Origin of the sequence: Brevibacillus choshinensis (assembly GCF_001420695.1) — a bacterium.
GTDB classification, from domain to species: Bacteria; Bacillota; Bacilli; order Brevibacillales; family Brevibacillaceae; genus Brevibacillus; species Brevibacillus choshinensis.
Map to the genome: position 1 here is coordinate 1,033,971 of NZ_LJJB01000010.1, position 16,604 is coordinate 1,050,574.

The following is a 16,604-nucleotide window of genomic DNA, read 5'->3' on the forward strand; positions in this document are numbered from 1 at the left end:
TTCCTTAATCTAAAGGCTGTTTGTTATCATTTTGTTAACAAATTTATGAACAAATTTGTGAACTTTCGAGTTAATCCAGCCCTGATTTGGTAGAAAAAAGGAGAAAAACATGCAAAAAAGGCCTGTTGCACTAGTCACAGGAGCCTCTAGCGGGTTCGGTAAGCACTCTTCTTATGCTTTAGTCAAGGCTGGCTTTACGGTAATTGCATCCATGCGAGACGTAAAAAAGAGAGGCCCCCTTGACAAAATCGCGAAAATGAATATACCAGCAGAACATATGGAAGTAATTTCTCTAGATGTTACTTCTCAGCAGCAAATAGAAGAGAGTATCCGGTCGATTATAGAACGCCATGGACGGATCGATCTGTTGGTCAACAACGCGGGTTACGCCTGCGGCGGTTTTACCGAAGAACTCTCCGCAGAAGACTGGCGAAAGCAATTCGATGTCAATGTATTCGGTCTCATCGATGTCACCCGAGCAGTACTGCCACATATGAGGGAACAGCGCTGCGGCAGGATTATCAACATCAGCAGTATCAGTGGACGCTTCGGCTTTCCGGGCCTCGCCCCCTACGCTGCCTCCAAGCATGCCGTAGAAGGTTTTAGCGAATCACTTCGCTTGGAGCTGCGGCCATTTGGAATTTACGTCTCACTGATTGAGCCAGGCTCGTACCGTACATCCATATGGCAAAAGGGATTGGAGCATACCTCTCGTTCCTCCTCTTCTCCTTACGCCGTGCAGATGCAGAAACTGCTGGCATCGGTCGAGCAAATCATCGAGCATGCCCCGGAGCCTGATGAAGTGATCGCGACCATCGTGCATGCAGCGACCACTCCCAAGCCTCGCCTTCGCTATCCCATAGGACGAGGCGTTAAGCTAACGATTGCAATGAAGAATCTTCTCCCATGGAAATGGATCGAAGCGATCGTCGTCAAAAAGATGAACTAGTCCGAACTACACAGATCGCTTCTTGGAGACAGGCGTGCCTGATACATAGCTATGCAAGACCATACCCACGATAACCAGCAGCATCCCCACGCTGGACCAAACTCCTGGCAGGGCCACGCTCAGGAATAGCACTTCGAGAATGACGGCAAAGACAACCTCCCCTGCCTGTGTGGCCTCCACCACAGCCAGCTGTTGGGCATTTCCTTTTGCCATGTCAGTCGCTTGAAAGAAGAGAACAGTCGCTACAATTCCGGATGCGAGTGCGACGAGCAGCGACTGGACTGTCTGGCTGCTGCTGGGCGGCCCTTCCGTCACCATCGCCCAGATGCCGAGCAGTAGCCAAAATGGCAGGCTAGCAATGGTCATTCCGAGCACCCGTTGGTAGGCATCAATCCTCCCTTGGGTAAGCGCCATCATTTTCCGGTTCCCCAATGGATAAGCAAAGGCAGCTACTACGATCGGAACGATACCAAACATTAGCTCTTTGACCCCGACCGAGCTTGCCTCGTGCATCTGCATCAATGCAACCCCCGCCAAGATCAGCAAGGACATCAGCAGACCTTTGTACGGAATTTTCTGACCGAACAGGGGAACGAGTAACGAACCGGCGATAATCGTGACCTGCCATGTTCCTGCGATCAACCAGCCAGGACTGTAGATGGCAGCAAAGCAGAGTGGCGCATAGAACAAGACGAAGCCGATGAAGCTCCACACCACCCATTGCCACGGATGGGCACGCATCTCCACCCATAGTGGACGTAACCGCCCTCGGAGCCCAACGATCAATAGCAGGAACGGGATCATAAACAAGTAACGCAAGGAAGCACTGTACAGCCAGCTGCCACCTGATAACTCCATCGCCCTGTTCAATACAAACGTGGTGGCGAAAAAGAGTGATGCCACTACTCCCAGCATAATTGCCCGCATGAATATCCCCCACATCCCTAAACAGCCCATCGCTGTTTTTATCTTCTTCCAGTAGGATATCCCGAGCCTTATGGCCTGTCAAAGTACGCTTAAAAAAACCACACACTCTGGGGGAGTGTGCGGGTTTGGTTCCTCTTATTCAGTTTCCGTTACTCTGCCTGTCCGAATCAGCCAGCCGTGCTGCAAATACTCGGCTACACCGAAGAAAATCGCTACGAAACCTGCACCCATCGGGGTAATCCGGGCCGCGTTTGGCAGGATAAAGGTGCTGGCGTACACGATCAAAAAACCTAAGATAAAATCAGCGGCCGTATTCATCCATAGTGTACCTGGTCGAAGAATCTGTCCTTCCAGCCAATATCCAGCTAGAGCCAGCACAAAACCTACACCGATCGAGTAATAGAGGGACGAATAATACACTTCCGGAAACAGGGCATCAGCCAGCACCACTATAACCGGACTAACGAGCAGCTTCACCAGTAAACCGTCCACGCTCATCGGCCTCCTTTTTTAGGTTCCTTCAGTATTCCCTATCCTGCATTTCCTACCGCACTATTTTTTACGAATCACTGCCATCACGATGACATTTCCTCGTCCCTTATCGCTTATTCATTTCCTTTAGGAACGAATTGCTGACCGTTCCTAATCGGCGTATTTTCACGTCTACCTGATACGTCACCGGCAGCTTGGTAAAGTGAGTGTCCCAATCCTTTTTCAACGATTTCCACGCAGTAGGATCCGCCCGGTGAATGACTTCACCAAAACCGAAAATGTCTACCTTGTATTGCTTCTGTACTTTGTTCACTGCCTGTTCCATGAGGCTTCGAACATTCTTTTCGGATATCTTTTCGAGTTCATTGACCGAGCCTATTTTGGTCAGGTCGATCTGACATGCGACTTCTCCTACGTTTACCTCGACCCGAGACTGTACTTCCACTTTGGGTTTTCCCCTTTCGACCTTGCCCTTTAACTTGGTATGCGATCGAATGATCTCCACCGCTAATCTCCCACCGCCTGGGCAGACCAAATGGCCCACGGTGCTCTTTACGTTGTCCTCAATAAAGTTGTAGCCTTTGCTCTCTTCCTCATTCAGCCAACCAACCAGTTTATCTTTCTTGAACACGGCCAAACCTGTGTATTGCAAAATGGCAGCATTATCGATTTTCTCGACGTTAACTAAGGTCTGCCCTACCTCATAATCCCCTTTGATCTCCAAACCAGTCAGCACAGGATGCTTTCCTTGACTGACGAGGTCCACTATTAGCTGATCCAGCGTAACCGTGGTGCTCGGTGCCCAAGCACGTGCAGACGATTCCAGAGAATGGAACAGACTGTTCGCTGGAATTTTCTCGATTGGGGTTAATATTTTTAAAGATTCCTCGGCTGTATGCTTTCCCTTGGCCACGACGATATAAAAATCCGTGCGCATTTCTTGATCGCGCGTTACAAGATCGAGAACTTCCCCAATCCCTTCTTTGGCCACTTCTTCCCCAATGACAAAGATTCGCAAATGCGAGGCATAGATTTTCCGGGGGGACACCGTCGTCATTTTACGCAAAGCTTCGAACAATGTAGGCGCCGTCACATGATACATCGTGACCGGTGTGCGGCCACTCACCCCTTTATTTGCCGCTACCTCTCCCGGATCGACGATCTGTACGGAAATACGGTACTGGTCATCCGCCTTGTCGACGCCAAATCCAACAGCAATCGCCAGATCGTTCAATTCACGACGATTCCAGCATCCGGTAAGAACCAGTGCCATGAGGACAACTATGAGAATGAGCCGATGCTTCATCAGAAAACTCCTTGCTGACTAAGATCTTTACGAAGCCTATTGGTTTTCTCCCCGCTTCGGTTTCCTCCTAGGACCGTTTTGCGCTCGGACAATGTTTTTCTGGCTAATGAGATGGGGCCGCTTCTTCATCATCCAAAGCGGCAATCGAAACAGTGCATCTTTTTGGTCCGGTATATTCATCGGAGCAAATGGACTCATGTACGGGACACCAAATGTCCGCAAGCTGCATAAATGCAAGACTAAAATGAGCAAACCGACAATGATCCCAAAAATACCAAAGGAAGCAGCCAATACCATCAACGGAAACCGGAGCATGCGTACAGCAATCGACATGTTGAAGGCAGGCATGACAAAACTGGCGATCGCCGTAATCGAGACCACGATTACCATTGCAGCAGACACAATTCCTGCATCTACCGCTGCCGTCCCGATGACCAGCGTACCTACGATGGAGACTGCTTGACCAATCGCCTTTGGCATGCGAACCCCAGCTTCCCGCAAAATCTCAAAGGTAACTTCCATGAGCAACGCTTCAAAGAAGGCGGGAAAAGGTACCCCCTCCCGCTGTGCTGCCAAACTGATCAAAAGCTGCGTCGGAAGCATCTCCTGATGAAAGGTCGTAATGGCTATGTACAAGGAAGGCCCCAATAACGCGATAAAGAAGCTGACAAACCGTAGCCCGCGGATAAGTGTACTAATATCCGCGCGCTGGTAATAATCTTCTGCAGCCTGAAAAAAACTAATAAACAATGCAGGAACGACTAAGACAAAGGGTGTCCCGTCGACCAAAATAATGACGCGACCTTCTAGTAGTTCCGCTACCGCAACATCCGCTCGTTCGGTGTTGTTCATCGTAGGAAACGGTGTGAACGTCTCGTCCTGAATCAATTCTTCAATATATCCGGTTTCCATAATGCCATCGATACAGATTCGGTCCAAACGTATACGAACCTCTTCGATGATCTTGTCATTCACAATCCCATTGATGTAAGCGATAGCCACATCTGTCTTTGTCACGCTTCCGATTCTGCGAATCTCTATCCAAAGTCGCGGATCTTTGATTCGGCGCCGGATCAGGGCTGTATTCGTGCGCAAGTTTTCCGTAAAGCCTTCTCGTGGCCCCCGTATGACAGTCTCACCGGAAGGCTCAGTGACATTTCTCTCTTGCCACCCGATCATCCCGATAGCAAATCCTTGGTCGTATCCTTCAAAAAGAAGAACGGTATATCCAGACAGCAGAAAAGTAAAGAGCGAGTCGAAATCGCAAAGTTCTTGAATATCGCCTACGGTCAATACTGACTCCTTGAGAAATAACAGAACGTCATCCGACCTGTCTATCCCTCTGCCCAGCATTGTTCTGGGAAGGTCCACCATGAGGGTTTCGAGCAGAAAATTTTGAATGGAGACGGTATCAACCATTCCATCGATATACATAATGACTGCTCGCATTTTCCATTCGGTTCCGAACTGAATCTGACGAATGACCAAGTCGTCGCTATCTCCTAAAACGGTCTGAACTTTTGAGATGTTATCATCTAGGGTTGGTTGGATGTATTCCATGCAAGGCATCCTCTCACTTGCTGCCAAATCATTACATCCAGTTTTTCCTTTCCAACCGCGTTATAAACGGGTGAGTAACTGCCGCACAAAAAGACCTGTATCACGAGCTCACTCGTGACACAGGCCTCTCTTCATAGCGATTTATTTTCCTTGTGTTTCTGTCGGTGCTTGGGCACTGTCACCCTCTGCAGCCTCCGCAAATGTCGGATCGTACCATTCTACCTGGTGATTCTTTTCTATGGTCTCCATCCATTTTCCATAGTTTTCGCCGCGATTGTTCTCAGCAAGTGCCGATTTGATTTGATCTCGTACCTTGTCCAATTCTGGAGCAGGCGAGCCCATCTGTGATTTGTTCGCATCGTAATACTGCTGGATTTGCTCATCCGTTACCGGGAATGCTTTATCGAGCAATTTATCACGTGTCAACAGTACTTCCATCTTTTCGCGCAGCTTTTGCTCGTTCATTCCCATGCTGTTCAAATAATCATGAAAAGCTTGGTCTGAGCCAATTTGCTGCTTCATTGCATTAATTTCTTTGTCCAGATCTTCCTTGGTTACCGATATATTTTGCAGTTTTGCTTCCTGCTTAATTAATGATTGGGCAACAAGTTCATTCACCATCTGTTTTCCGTACAAGTTTTTCATTTCATCGTACAGTTGGTACTGCGTAATGGACGTATCACCGGCCTTGACCAGTATAGGATCGAGATCCTTTTGCCCAGCCTGGTAAACTCCCAATACAACAAGTCCAAGCAACAGGATGGATGTTGAAAGAATGGAAACATCAAACTTCTTCACGTAGAGATCCTCTCTTTCTTTACCGTGCAGGAGCGCATGGAAACTTTCCTCTAGACCGCGGTCGCTCATCCGTGAAGAGACCTCGATAAAGGATTTCTTATTTGTCTTCCAGTATAGACGGAATTTACGGTAGAAAAATGGAATAGGTTTACACAGGTTTTCCACATTTCACTTATTTTAAACAAGCGACTCCGTCCCTACATCAAAAGCCGTGTTAAAAAAGAGGTAAGAACGGAGGCGATCACAGGTCCCAAGACAGCCCATATTTGCAAAAAGCGCTCTTGCTTTCTTCCTTTATCCCCTTCTATGATCTCTGCTAGGTTGTCTTTGTACGTCTTCTCGTTGTTCAATAGCTGCATAATGATGTCTTTCTCTTTATCTGTCATCCCTGATTTCAACGAAATTTCTGTTTGCAATTTCGCTAAAGCTTGCACTAGTTCTGCACGTACTTCCTCCATACGTTCCAGACGATGTTCAATGCGTTCCAGCCATTTTGTGGCTACTGTTACTTTACCCTCTAGCTTGTCGATCCGTTCCTCGAATTTATCTAGTCGCTCGTAGATGCGTTGTAAATGATGCTGATCGAAATCTTCTTTTACCGAATCAGCTTGCTCTGGTGTCATGGGTCCACCTCCTCCGTCCTTCGTAATATTTTGTATATGAACGCGCGAAAATCATTGCTTGTACGCTTACCCGCTTTACTTCCCTACCTATGAAAAAAGGCTGTGGTTTACTCTTTTATTCCGCTGTTCACCCAGTCTTTTTGCCTATAAATTCAATGCTTTTTTTAAAAAAGGGACAAATATCGTACGTCATCTGCTCATACCTTGTCTGGCTAAAAATCATACATTGGATTAGCAGGTGAGTAATTTAACCTCTGCAAAATTCGAAAAAGGAAGGGATAAACACGATGGATAAAGCTAGTATGGATTTGCTCGTAGGCAGATCCGTCCGCGTGGACAGGGGCGGACCGGAATCTAGAACTGGCAAACTGCTGTCAGCTCAAAACGATTACTTTGTGATCTACAGCGAAAATGACGGAAGAATCGTTTACTACAAGAAAGACCATGTCAAAAGCTTGACTTTGGATTCACGCGAAGTCTCCGACGTTGTTATTGAAAGTAACGAAGCGGAACAACAACCTGTCCTGCAATACTTCGAAGCAGACAGCTTTATTTCCGTTCTTCAAAGCATGCATCTTTATTCTGTTCAGATCAATCGTGGTGGCCCTGAAAAAATCGAAGGGGTTATCGTGGATGCCAATGAAAGTGAAGTTACTCTGATTGTCGGTAATGAAGTAGTCAAAATTCTCCCCTTCCACATTCGCAACATCAGCTACAGCGGAAAACAGAACAACGATCAAAACAACAACAGCAACAACAGCAACAACAAGAGCAATAAAAACAACAGAAATTCCCGGCGGTAAAGAAAATAATGGGCTCTGCCATTGATTGGTAGAGCCACATTTTCTATCAGCCTTTTTCTAAGGAGAAAGAGCACGAAGAAAGGAGTGCCATCAGATGTTCATATCCCTTTTCACTATGATGGTTAGTGGAATGCTGTTATTTTGGCTCGTACGACCTCCAGCAGTTCCTCATTCAAAGGAGATTCCAGTAAATACTGACGAAAGCACCTCATACCATCCTGCTGTCAAGCCAGAAGATCTGGGGTATCTTCATTTACAAGATTAGGCAAGAATGCGTATCTACAACATCTGAAAATGAAGGTTAAGAACCGTTCTTGTATCATTTTGCGAGAGAGGAGCTTCGGCATCCAATGAAATACCTAGAATCAATGGTTGGAAAAACCGTTGATCTGGACATTTCCGGCTCAATCAGACGCACCGGAGTTTTGATTGATTATGGAATCGATGTGGTAGTTATCTATGATGGGAGTAATTACCTGTACGTTCCATTTGGTCATATCCGAAACGTGAGGCAGTCTGCCACTTCAATAACTGCTTTCATTGAGTCTGAACAAGATCGTGTCCAGACCGAAAACGACCTATCCTACCATAAAATCTTGTTGGAATCACAGAGCATGCTCTGTCAAATCTTCCTTTCCAAGACACTCTCTATTTCCGGTTACGTCACGCACGTTTACCAAGACTACTTTGTCTTTTCCTCGCCAGTGCATCACACTCTGTTCATTCCTAACTTCCATCTCAAATGGTTAATTCCTTACCCTGAGATTTCCACAGCGCACACGCATTCCCATTCTTCCCATAACACTCACCCCTCCCCTGTCAAGTTCGCACGTACTTTTGAAGAACAGTTGAAACGAATGATAGGTTCCATCGTTGCCTTTGACCTAGGAAGCAATCCTGAAATGGTTGGATTACTGCAAAATGTCAGATATCACACTGCTGAGGTCGTGACCGCCAATCAAAAACAGTTTTACTGGAACCTTCAGCATATCAAGACGGCCCATTTTGCTGATAGGTGAACAGATCACTCTATCCCCTTTACCATTTATTACTGGACAATAGTAAAGAAACAAAGACGGAACCATGATGGTACATGGTTCCGTCTTTGTTCAGAGGAAGTCACGACAGCTGTTTGCTATATTTCATGGCTGAGCGATCAAGAAAAACCTGTGTATCGGGATATCTACATAGCCTTCCGACTCGATCCGCTTATGTAAGGCTAGTAACTCTTCCGCGTAGCGCTCCACTGTGAAATCGAGGATCTGCCATTCAATCGCCTTTACATAATAAATTATTGCACCGATGTCGTAGTAACGTGTGAATCCCATTTCTTCCTTTTGATCGAGAATGGTAAAACCAGCCTGCTTCAGCTCATCCACCGCATAGTTGAGGTTCCAGTGCGCATATAGGTCAGAGATGGGAGCGTCGAGCAAACGATTCAGCTCGAGATTGTCCTGTCCCCCTACCTGTTGAGTGATAAACAAGCCATCTGAAGCGATCATTCGATGTAATTCACTCGGTACGTACGATTCATGCCGATTGATCACCAGGTCTAATGAGTGATCAGGGAAAGGGAGGGGGTCTTCTCCATCCGCTTCGACCACGGTCACACCCAAAGGCTCAAGGCGGTTACGCGCTACTGTAACATTTGGCGGATAGCCTTCTGTAGCGAATGTCCTCTCCGGGAATGGCTGAAGCAAGGAAAGTACTTCGCCCCCTCCTGTCCCCATGTCCAGCATGGATGTGCTGCCCTTCATCTGTTTGAGTACGATGCTTGTATAGTTCCAGGACAGCGGGGATTCTTTCATCCTCCCCGTCCTCGTCAAATAGGAAAAGTCCCAGCCAGTAAAGGGAATTTCCGCTTCTTTTTGAAAATACGTCAACCACTCTTGTTTTTCCATGTTCACTTCTCCTCTTTATGTACACTCTACGTTCCCAACGCTCTGAACTGGGAGCTGACCAACAAACGACATCGCCAGGTACGGGACGAGCCCGAACTGCTGCTGGGTAAAGACTACGTCGATCGTGTATTTCAGAATGAGAGGATAGACTACCGTGACGGCTGTAACAACAAACAAGGATAGGATGGTCCTGCTAGGTAGAGTAGGATCAAACCGTTCCGGCATATATCCTATGATTCATAATCACGAGTCAGACCTAAGACGGAGGCAAAATCATGCTTGGGTACGTTTGGGTCCGTGACTTTCCTCTCTATCATAGAAAGCGAACTCATTTCTCAGGAGGAAATACTCATGCCGGATTTTGAAGCGCTCGCGGGGGTCGATCAAGGGCTGTACTTGATTCTGTTGCTTCTCACCTTGCTCCCAGCCTTAGGGGTCAAATCGCTCGTCTTTCGTCCCATAGGTGGAGCCATGGCAAGCAGCGCTCGCTGGACCTTTTGCCTGACCGGCCTGGCTTTACTCGTTTCCCTCGGTCAATGGGGATCGACCTGGCTTTTGTACGAATCCTTTGGCTGGCTGTACATAAAAGACAAATTGCTCGGCTTTCTCCCGCTCATCCTGCTTCCTGCTATCGTGACGGCGATGGTCTCGATTCCGCGTCTGTGGCGATTGTCTACCCGCCATCCTATCGTCGTTCCTTTCGTCGCAGTCCAAGGGATGGCTAGGGCTAGCGCTGATGAAGAGACAGCATGGCGACAGGAAGCCGCTGCGCCAGAAATGATCGTGCCAATTCAAGCCCTGTCCCTAGGTGCATTTCTCGCTGCCACACTGCAATTTATCCTCCCTTCCGTCACTTTACAGAAAGAGATGCTCATGATTGCCTGGGGTGTACTACTCGCAGGCTCTTCTGCCCTCTGGATCTGGCACTCGTGGCGGCAGCAGCGCTACGGTCAATCGGGTATCCTGCATCGCTCTAATCTGATCGTTCGATTCTTGCAAGGTACCTTCGTTTTGTTGTTGCTCACAGCTTGCTCCGTTACATGGTTGAAACTCGAAAGACAATCAAGTCTACTTCCTGATCAGATGAGTATGACGAATCATACAACGATCGATACCGGAAAGATGCAAGCGTCTGCCGTTGATCACGCGCAGCACGCTTCTGCTGCAACTCCGATTCAGACTATCCGCGTGACAGATCTGAGCGGACCACAAACAGGAGTCCCCGATCGCCAGTTTCGCCTCATCGCTCAAAAAGCAAAGATCCATCTTCCCTCTGGTAAAGTCGTAGAGGCCTTGACTTACAACGGGCAATATCCTGGTCCAGAGCTACGGATAAAACAAGGTGAGCTGATCGAGGTCGTACTGGAAAACAAAGACATCCCCGAGGGCGTCACCATCCATTGGCATGGCCTGAATGTCCCAAATGCCGAGGACGGAGTAGCAGGAGCGACCCAGGATGCTGTACTGCCTGGCGAAAAGCATCGGTACCGATTTGTCGCGCAGCAATCGGGAACGTACTGGTACCATTCGCACCAGCAATCTGCTGAACAGGTCAAAAAAGGACTACTGGGAGCGTTCGTCATTGAACCTGCAACGCCGACAGGATCACCTGCTGCCCCCAAGCTCGATCTCTCTCTTGTACACCACAAGCTCGGAGGCGGTGCTGGAATCACGCTAAATGGCATGGACGGCCTTTTGAAAGAAAGGGTCGTACCCGGCACGCAGGTCCGGTTGCGCCTCATCAATGCAGACAGCTTCCCTGCGACACTCCAATTGCAGGGGACTTCTTTTCAAGTCGCAGCCATCGACGGCAACGAGATCCATGAACCGAATCTGATTGCCAACCAAACGTTATTGCTCGCAGCGGGTGGACGATATGATGTCACCTTCTCTATGCCAAAGCAGAGTGTCTTCATTTCCCAATCAAAAGCAAGTAATGAACATGGCCTTCTGCTTAGCCCAGATGGTACGGGAGAAGCCCCTGTACTCCATCCGGATCTGCCGGTATTTGATCCTGCCAGCTACGGCAGCCCTCAGACGTTGCCCTTTGATTTGCTGACCCGGTACGACCGGGATTTTCGCCTTGTCTTCGACGTCCAGCTCGGTTTTTACAACGGACAGCTAGATGGACTTTGGACGATCAACGGCAAGGTTTTCCCGAATACTCCGATGATGATGGTGAAAGAAGGCGAACTCGTCAAGATGACCTTCATCAACCGTAGCTACATGGATCACCCGATGCATTTGCACGGTCATCACATGCTGGTGCTCAGCCGGAATGGTATCCCTACAACAGGCAGCCCGTGGTGGACAGATACCCTCAATGTTGCTCCCGGCGAAACCTACGAGGTAGCATTCCGTGCCGATAACCCCGGGCTATGGATGGATCATTGCCACAACCTCAACCATGCTGCTTCTGGAATGACGATGCACCTTTTGTACGAGGGTGTGACTTCGCCTTTTCAAGTCGGGCATCAGACCCGCAACCAACCAGAATAAACCCCTTCGAATAAAGACAGAAAAGCAGCCAGTTGCATCTAGCACAGGCTGCTTTTCTTCGTTGTGTATGGTTCTCACTTGGTCCTTCGTTTTTTCGCTTCCAGCAAGCGGTTGAATGTTTTATCTGCAGCGGCGGCTTCTTTTGCAGGCTCCTGTTTTCGGGAGGTCGTCGCTTCTTGGACACTTACTGTACGCGATGTTATTCCTTTCACATCGACTGCAGAGGATGCACGTTGACGATCTTGCTGCGAGCTTGTGCGCTTCTCCCCTAGTTGTGACAACACCGAATGTCTTTCAGAAGCAGATGTGGCCTGGGGCTTTCGGCGCCGTAGGCTGGACACCTTCACCCACCAGTGATCCGGAAGCTGCAGTCGACGTGCTGCCACATCAAACGGCCAGAGGAGGGCCGCCAGCATAAGTAACCATTCGCTGATCGATTGTGTATCCCATTTGTCAGGCAGGCTACCCGCAAATGCTTCTGCTGGCTTTGCAATCAGGGTGCCACCACCCGTCGTCAGCCAGCCTAGCAATTCTTTCTCGCCATTTCGTGGCATTCCGTACTCTGGCGAATAAGCTACCGTCAAACCTGTCGTCTGACTCGCGACTACTTGCCCGCTTGCTTTCTCCACAATTTGAATCATATAAGAACCCGGATCGGCTGTCGCAAATTCACCAGCCAGCATCCCTGGCGCGGTCGGTTTCAGTCGTATGACCTCACGCTGCATCTCCTGATTGAGCACGACAGCTTCCAGCTCCTGTGGCATCGAAGTACCAGCAGGTAGTGATACGGTCACTTGTCCAGTAGATCCAACCAGGCGCGTCTCCGTTTTCCATGCTCCTTCCGTAACCTGTGGCAATGTCCAGGCAACCACTTCGTTCCAGAGCCGGCTGTTTCCTCCCCAGCTCACCCAATCTGGTGCCCATTTTCCTTCGATATCACTCGTCCACGCAACAGCCCTCCCCAGACCATACTGCCATCGGGCGAGGATCGGATCTTCGTCTATGCTGACCAATGGCATTTCCGCCGTCTGTTTCAGCGTTGTCGCGATATAGGCTCGCAGTGGCGGCAAGGCCTGTCGCAAGGATGACCAGCCACCTGCTCCGGTACGGGTCGGCTCTTGCGGCTTTTCCACGATAAAGGTACGGCTCGCCAATGCCGTTTCCTTGCTAAAGATTTTGGGGATGGATTCAGCATCGGCGGCAAAGTAGTATCTGCCTTTGCCTCCATCGGCAATCATCTGCAGCAGCTGGGTATCCGCATCATCCCCGACAGCGACGGTCGACACCGTGATGTTCTCTGCCGTCATCTGCTGAAGTAGGCCGGCGTAATCGTCATCCAGCCCAGATTGCCCATCTGTCAGCAGGATGACGTGCTTGCGCTTGGTGTTCATGGTCTTTACTCGTTCATACGCCATCTGAAGTGCAGGAAAAATATCCGTCCCGCCATCCGCATAAATACTGCCGATCTGCTGTTGAATCGTTTCCAGCTTGGTGACGGACTGTGGAGCTACCACTTCCCAGGGAGTCCCGTCGAAAGCGATGACCCCAATCTGGTCCTGACCGTTCATCATCGTGGTAGCGCGGATGGCCGCTTCCTTGGCCAGCTCCATTTTGTCTACACCACGCGCGTCGCCAGTCATACTGCCTGACTTGTCGATCACCAGCTGTAGCCCCAGCGAAGGAAGCTCTTCTTTCCCTCTGAGATCCATATGAACAGGTAAGGCTTCTTCAATCGGAGTCTGAAACCAGCCACCCATACCGAAGCTGTCCGCTCCACCTGTCATGATGAGCCCCATGCCCAAATCGCGTACAGCGGTCCGCATGCGCTCCATATCTGCATCATTCATTTGCGTAGCAGATACGTCAGCCAGCACGGCCGTCGCGTATTGCTTGTAGCCTTCCAATTGTTTTGGCAGCAGCTTCAAGTCCTTTACGTCTACGCGCATATGGCCCGCTTTCAGCGCATTGACCAGATTGCTCGCCGCTCCCGGGTGGCCCTCTACTACAAGGACCACAGGCGCTCCTGCTACTTGTGTGTATGCCGTTGCCTGATTGTTGGCCTGCACGGTATCGTTACGAGGCTCGATTTCTACCCGGTAGCGGTGAAAGCCCTCATGCATGGCCTTTTGCGAGAAGACGAAGCGATTTTTCCCCTTCTCGATGGAAACTGTCTGACTACCGGCTTCCTGGTTCCCCTCATACAGACGCAAGGTTGCCTCTGTAGCCAACGTGCTCTCCACATCTACGCTGATCGTATACTCTTCTCCTGCGTACAAGCGCTGTGGCATCTGCACGGCAGATAAGAGCACTTCCTCACCCTGCGGCTGCTGCAAGGAAACGGCATCTACCGCGATTCCCCGATTCACCGCAAGCTGGGTCTGCCGGGCGGTATCCCCGCTTGTCGCCACTCCATCCGTCAGCAGGACGACTTTTCCCCGTGCGTGGCTGGGAATCATCGCAGCAGCAAGGCGGATTCCCTCTGCTAGATTCGTCGCGTTGCGGTTCACCTCTACGCCTAACGGCTGTACTTCATTACGCGTCGTCAACGGTTGGTCCACTGCTGCCTTTTCTCCAACAGCTACAACTGCATATTGGTCCTCTGGCTTCTTCTCCTCGATCGCTTCTCGCAAAAATGTGGCTATTCGCAGGTCATCTTTCATCGATGCCGAACGATCCACTACAAACACGATGGTCTTTGCCTGGACGGGCGTCAACCATTGAATTCCTGCTAGCGCCATGACTAGTAGCAGAAAAACGAGTGCACGAAGCGTAGCAATGACCGTTTTTCTGCCGATAGGCATTTGCTGCTCTTTTCGCCACCAGCGATACATGACATACCCGACAGGGAGGAGGAGCAACAGGAACAGTGGCTGCACAAAATTAATACCCACGCTGATACACCCTCCATTCCACAAACATGGCGAGCAAAGCGAGTGCCGCCAGCCATGTCATCAGCTCCCGGCTACCAGCAGCATTTGCTGTCTGCTGATTCCCTTCGCCCTGCTGCGCCTCCCCATTTGTCCCCAGCCGAATCGTCTTTGGAGTTATATCGGACTCAGTTTCCTTCATCTGCACGGCAAAATACCTGCTCTTCTGACCCGAATCCAGTGTCTCATCTACTCGGTACAGTCCTGTACGATCAGGTACCGTCAGCATCCAGCTCGTCCCTGTTGCCTGGATGGACTGCTGCTGCCCATCAGGATTCGTCAGCATCCGCTTGGTCGCGCCGGGAGACAATGGAACGGAAAGCACCTCTCCAGGATAGGCAGGGCCGATCGGAGCTGCTTGTGTAGGCGCGAGCCATGTAATCACATTTTGCATGAAGATGGGAAAGGCTGGACGCAATGGCAAATCGGAATCGTGCAGGTCAAACACGACGATTACCACGCGTCTTCCATTGATAGTCCCCGCTTGGACGAGATCTGTAGATCCTGCTTGGACCAACGTTTTCATCCCCGGCATATCTCCTAAGACTGCTGACTTCGCTACATGCACATCCCGCCAGTCCACATAACGGAGCAAGGAATCGTCTGTGGTTAAGGCTTTCGGTTGCTCATCCAACTCTCGTTTTCCTTCGTACGGGAGCCAGTCCACGGCACGTTCTGGCGCGATCAGCAGCACATTTCCATCGGGCAGGCGATCTGGAACAACGCCATCAAACACCCATACATCCCGCGCTTCTCCTTTTTTCTCAGGCAGTTGCTGCATGTTCTCCACTTCCATGCTGCCAACCGTCTGCAGGGCTTGGTGCAGAAAACGATTGCCTGTGGGCGAAACGAGCGCTGCTTTACCCACCCCTGTCGTAAATGGAACGCTCCACGCCTCGTTGTCACTGGAAAGTCCATCCTGCTGTGACTCGATAACGGCCTGATAGACTGGAGCGGCCGTCAATTGATCCCACGTAATCGTACGGGATGCACCCGGATCCACTGAAAAGGAATCCGTATCGAGAAGCTTCTCATCCTGGTCGTAGATCGTCACATTCCCTTTTGCCACTCGGCTGCCATGATTGTCGATGCGAACGAGTCCGTTGACACCATTTGTCCCGGTCTGTGTCACAAACGCGCCAATCGCTGTATTTTCTCGCGTCATTCCCATTTGCATGAAGCGAAAGTGGTCGGGATACGCAGCGGCATTGAGCTCGACGGTGCGGTCAGCTGCTCCATCACCCATCCAGATGACGCCACTGCCCGTCTCGTTCGCCGCGATCGCACCCGCCAAGGAAAGGGCTGCCCCCGTATCTGCACTTCCGTACGAAGGGGAAAGATGTTTGATAGCTTCCAAGAGCTGTTGCTGATCCGAGCTTTTGGAAAGCAAGACCTTCGGCTCCCTTCCAGCTTCGATCAAGGTGATGGTCTGTCCGTTGCCCAGCTTCTCAACCAATCCAGACGCTGCGGTCATGGCTTTCTCCAGTCTCGTCTGCTCCCCTTCTCGTGTCTGCATACTGCCTGCATTTTCGATGACTAGTACGGTATGATCCGTCGTAACGCCGTCCGTGGAAACAGCCGGTCTAAGCAAGGCTAGCACCAGCAATACGGCTGCCAGTACCTGCAAAAACAAGAGCAGATTGCGCCGCAGCTTTTCCCACGGTCTTACCGCTTCCCAGTTTTGCAGCGTGCGTTGCCACAACAATGTGCTGGGAACGACTCGATCCTCGACCTTTCGCTTGAGTAGATAGAGGACGATGATCGCCGGGATGATGAGTGCGAACCACATGTTGCCAAGTGCCATCCACTGCATGGTGTA

14 protein-coding genes are annotated in these 16,604 nt (G+C 50.0%); 4 read left to right on the top strand and 10 right to left on the bottom strand.

The window, feature by feature from the left end; genetic code table 11:
• Positions 1-109: 109 nt before the first annotated feature.
• Positions 110-949, top strand: a complete 840-nt coding sequence (locus AN963_RS15180; RefSeq protein ID WP_055745394.1) for an oxidoreductase — start codon at positions 110-112, stop codon at positions 947-949.
• A 6-nt stretch (positions 950-955) separates the two neighbouring features.
• On the opposite strand, the gene AN963_RS15185 is transcribed toward AN963_RS15180, so the two are convergent.
• From AN963_RS15185 to AN963_RS15210, 6 genes are all read right to left on the bottom strand, one after another.
• Complete coding sequence (locus AN963_RS15185) at positions 956-1,876, bottom strand: DMT family transporter (protein WP_055745395.1); 921 nt, start codon at positions 1,874-1,876, stop codon at positions 956-958.
• Between the two features lie 135 nt (positions 1,877-2,011).
• A complete protein-coding gene (locus AN963_RS15190) occupies positions 2,012-2,368 on the bottom strand; it encodes a hypothetical protein (RefSeq protein ID WP_055745396.1) in 357 nt (118 codons plus the stop codon).
• A 106-nt stretch (positions 2,369-2,474) separates the two neighbouring features.
• Positions 2,475-3,674, bottom strand: coding sequence for a Ger(x)C family spore germination protein (locus tag AN963_RS15195; protein ID WP_055745397.1), 1,200 nt, complete (start codon positions 3,672-3,674; stop codon positions 2,475-2,477).
• Positions 3,675-3,710: 36 nt separating this feature from the next.
• A complete protein-coding gene (locus AN963_RS15200; RefSeq protein WP_055745398.1) occupies positions 3,711-5,234 on the bottom strand; it encodes a spore germination protein in 1,524 nt (507 codons plus the stop codon).
• Positions 5,235-5,375: 141 nt separating this feature from the next.
• A complete protein-coding gene (locus tag AN963_RS15205; RefSeq protein WP_055746326.1) occupies positions 5,376-6,032 on the bottom strand; it encodes a SurA N-terminal domain-containing protein in 657 nt (218 codons plus the stop codon).
• Between the two features lie 197 nt (positions 6,033-6,229).
• Positions 6,230-6,655: a coiled-coil domain-containing protein gene (locus AN963_RS15210; RefSeq protein WP_055745399.1), complete on the bottom strand. Its 426-nt coding sequence runs from the start codon at positions 6,653-6,655 to the stop codon at positions 6,230-6,232.
• 287 nt (positions 6,656-6,942) lie between these two features.
• Here AN963_RS15210 and AN963_RS15215 point away from each other — a divergent pair, with 287 nt between their 5' ends.
• Complete coding sequence (locus AN963_RS15215) at positions 6,943-7,458, top strand: hypothetical protein (protein WP_055745400.1); 516 nt, start codon at positions 6,943-6,945, stop codon at positions 7,456-7,458.
• Between the two features lie 350 nt (positions 7,459-7,808).
• Positions 7,809-8,477, top strand: coding sequence for a hypothetical protein (locus AN963_RS15220; RefSeq protein ID WP_055745401.1), 669 nt, complete (start codon positions 7,809-7,811; stop codon positions 8,475-8,477).
• Positions 8,478-8,600: 123 nt separating this feature from the next.
• Here AN963_RS15220 and AN963_RS15225 read toward each other — a convergent pair whose 3' ends face one another.
• Positions 8,601-9,359: a class I SAM-dependent methyltransferase gene (locus AN963_RS15225; protein WP_055745402.1), complete on the bottom strand. Its 759-nt coding sequence runs from the start codon at positions 9,357-9,359 to the stop codon at positions 8,601-8,603.
• Positions 9,360-9,374: 15 nt separating this feature from the next.
• A complete protein-coding gene (locus AN963_RS31195) occupies positions 9,375-9,536 on the bottom strand; it encodes an ABC transporter ATP-binding protein (RefSeq protein ID WP_161827285.1) in 162 nt (53 codons plus the stop codon).
• A gap of 174 nt (positions 9,537-9,710) precedes the next feature.
• Here AN963_RS31195 and AN963_RS15230 point away from each other — a divergent pair, with 174 nt between their 5' ends.
• Positions 9,711-11,858, top strand: coding sequence for a multicopper oxidase family protein (locus tag AN963_RS15230; RefSeq protein ID WP_055745403.1), 2,148 nt, complete (start codon positions 9,711-9,713; stop codon positions 11,856-11,858).
• A gap of 74 nt (positions 11,859-11,932) precedes the next feature.
• Here the strand turns inward: AN963_RS15230 and AN963_RS15235 are convergent, their stop codons facing one another.
• On the bottom strand, positions 11,933-14,749 hold the full coding sequence (locus AN963_RS15235) for a VWA domain-containing protein (protein WP_055745404.1): 2,817 nt from the start codon (positions 14,747-14,749) through the stop codon (positions 11,933-11,935).
• Entirely contained in the window at positions 14,739-16,598 is a 1,860-nt protein-coding gene (locus tag AN963_RS15240; RefSeq protein ID WP_055745405.1) for a vWA domain-containing protein, read from the bottom strand. The genes AN963_RS15235 and AN963_RS15240 overlap by 11 nt, the downstream gene beginning before the upstream one ends.
• Positions 16,599-16,604: the final 6 nt, after the last annotated feature.

Bases quoted from the DNA above. Each gene is read 5' to 3' on its own strand.
- AN963_RS15180 (WP_055745394.1), top strand. From the start codon at position 110: ATGCAAAAAAGGCCTGTTGCACTAGTCACAGGAGCCTCTAGCGGGTTC.
- AN963_RS15185 (WP_055745395.1), bottom strand. From the start codon at position 1,876: ATGCGGGCAATTATGCTGGGAGTAGTGGCATCACTCTTTTTCGCCACC.
- AN963_RS15195 (WP_055745397.1), bottom strand. From the start codon at position 3,674: ATGAAGCATCGGCTCATTCTCATAGTTGTCCTCATGGCACTGGTTCTT.
- AN963_RS15200 (WP_055745398.1), bottom strand. From the start codon at position 5,234: ATGGAATACATCCAACCAACCCTAGATGATAACATCTCAAAAGTTCAG.
- AN963_RS15210 (WP_055745399.1), bottom strand. From the start codon at position 6,655: ATGACACCAGAGCAAGCTGATTCGGTAAAAGAAGATTTCGATCAGCAT.
- AN963_RS15215 (WP_055745400.1), top strand. From the start codon at position 6,943: ATGGATAAAGCTAGTATGGATTTGCTCGTAGGCAGATCCGTCCGCGTG.
- AN963_RS15220 (WP_055745401.1), top strand. From the start codon at position 7,809: ATGAAATACCTAGAATCAATGGTTGGAAAAACCGTTGATCTGGACATT.
- AN963_RS15225 (WP_055745402.1), bottom strand. From the start codon at position 9,359: ATGGAAAAACAAGAGTGGTTGACGTATTTTCAAAAAGAAGCGGAAATT.
- AN963_RS15230 (WP_055745403.1), top strand. From the start codon at position 9,711: ATGCCGGATTTTGAAGCGCTCGCGGGGGTCGATCAAGGGCTGTACTTG.
- AN963_RS15240 (WP_055745405.1), bottom strand. From the start codon at position 16,598: ATGCAGTGGATGGCACTTGGCAACATGTGGTTCGCACTCATCATCCCG.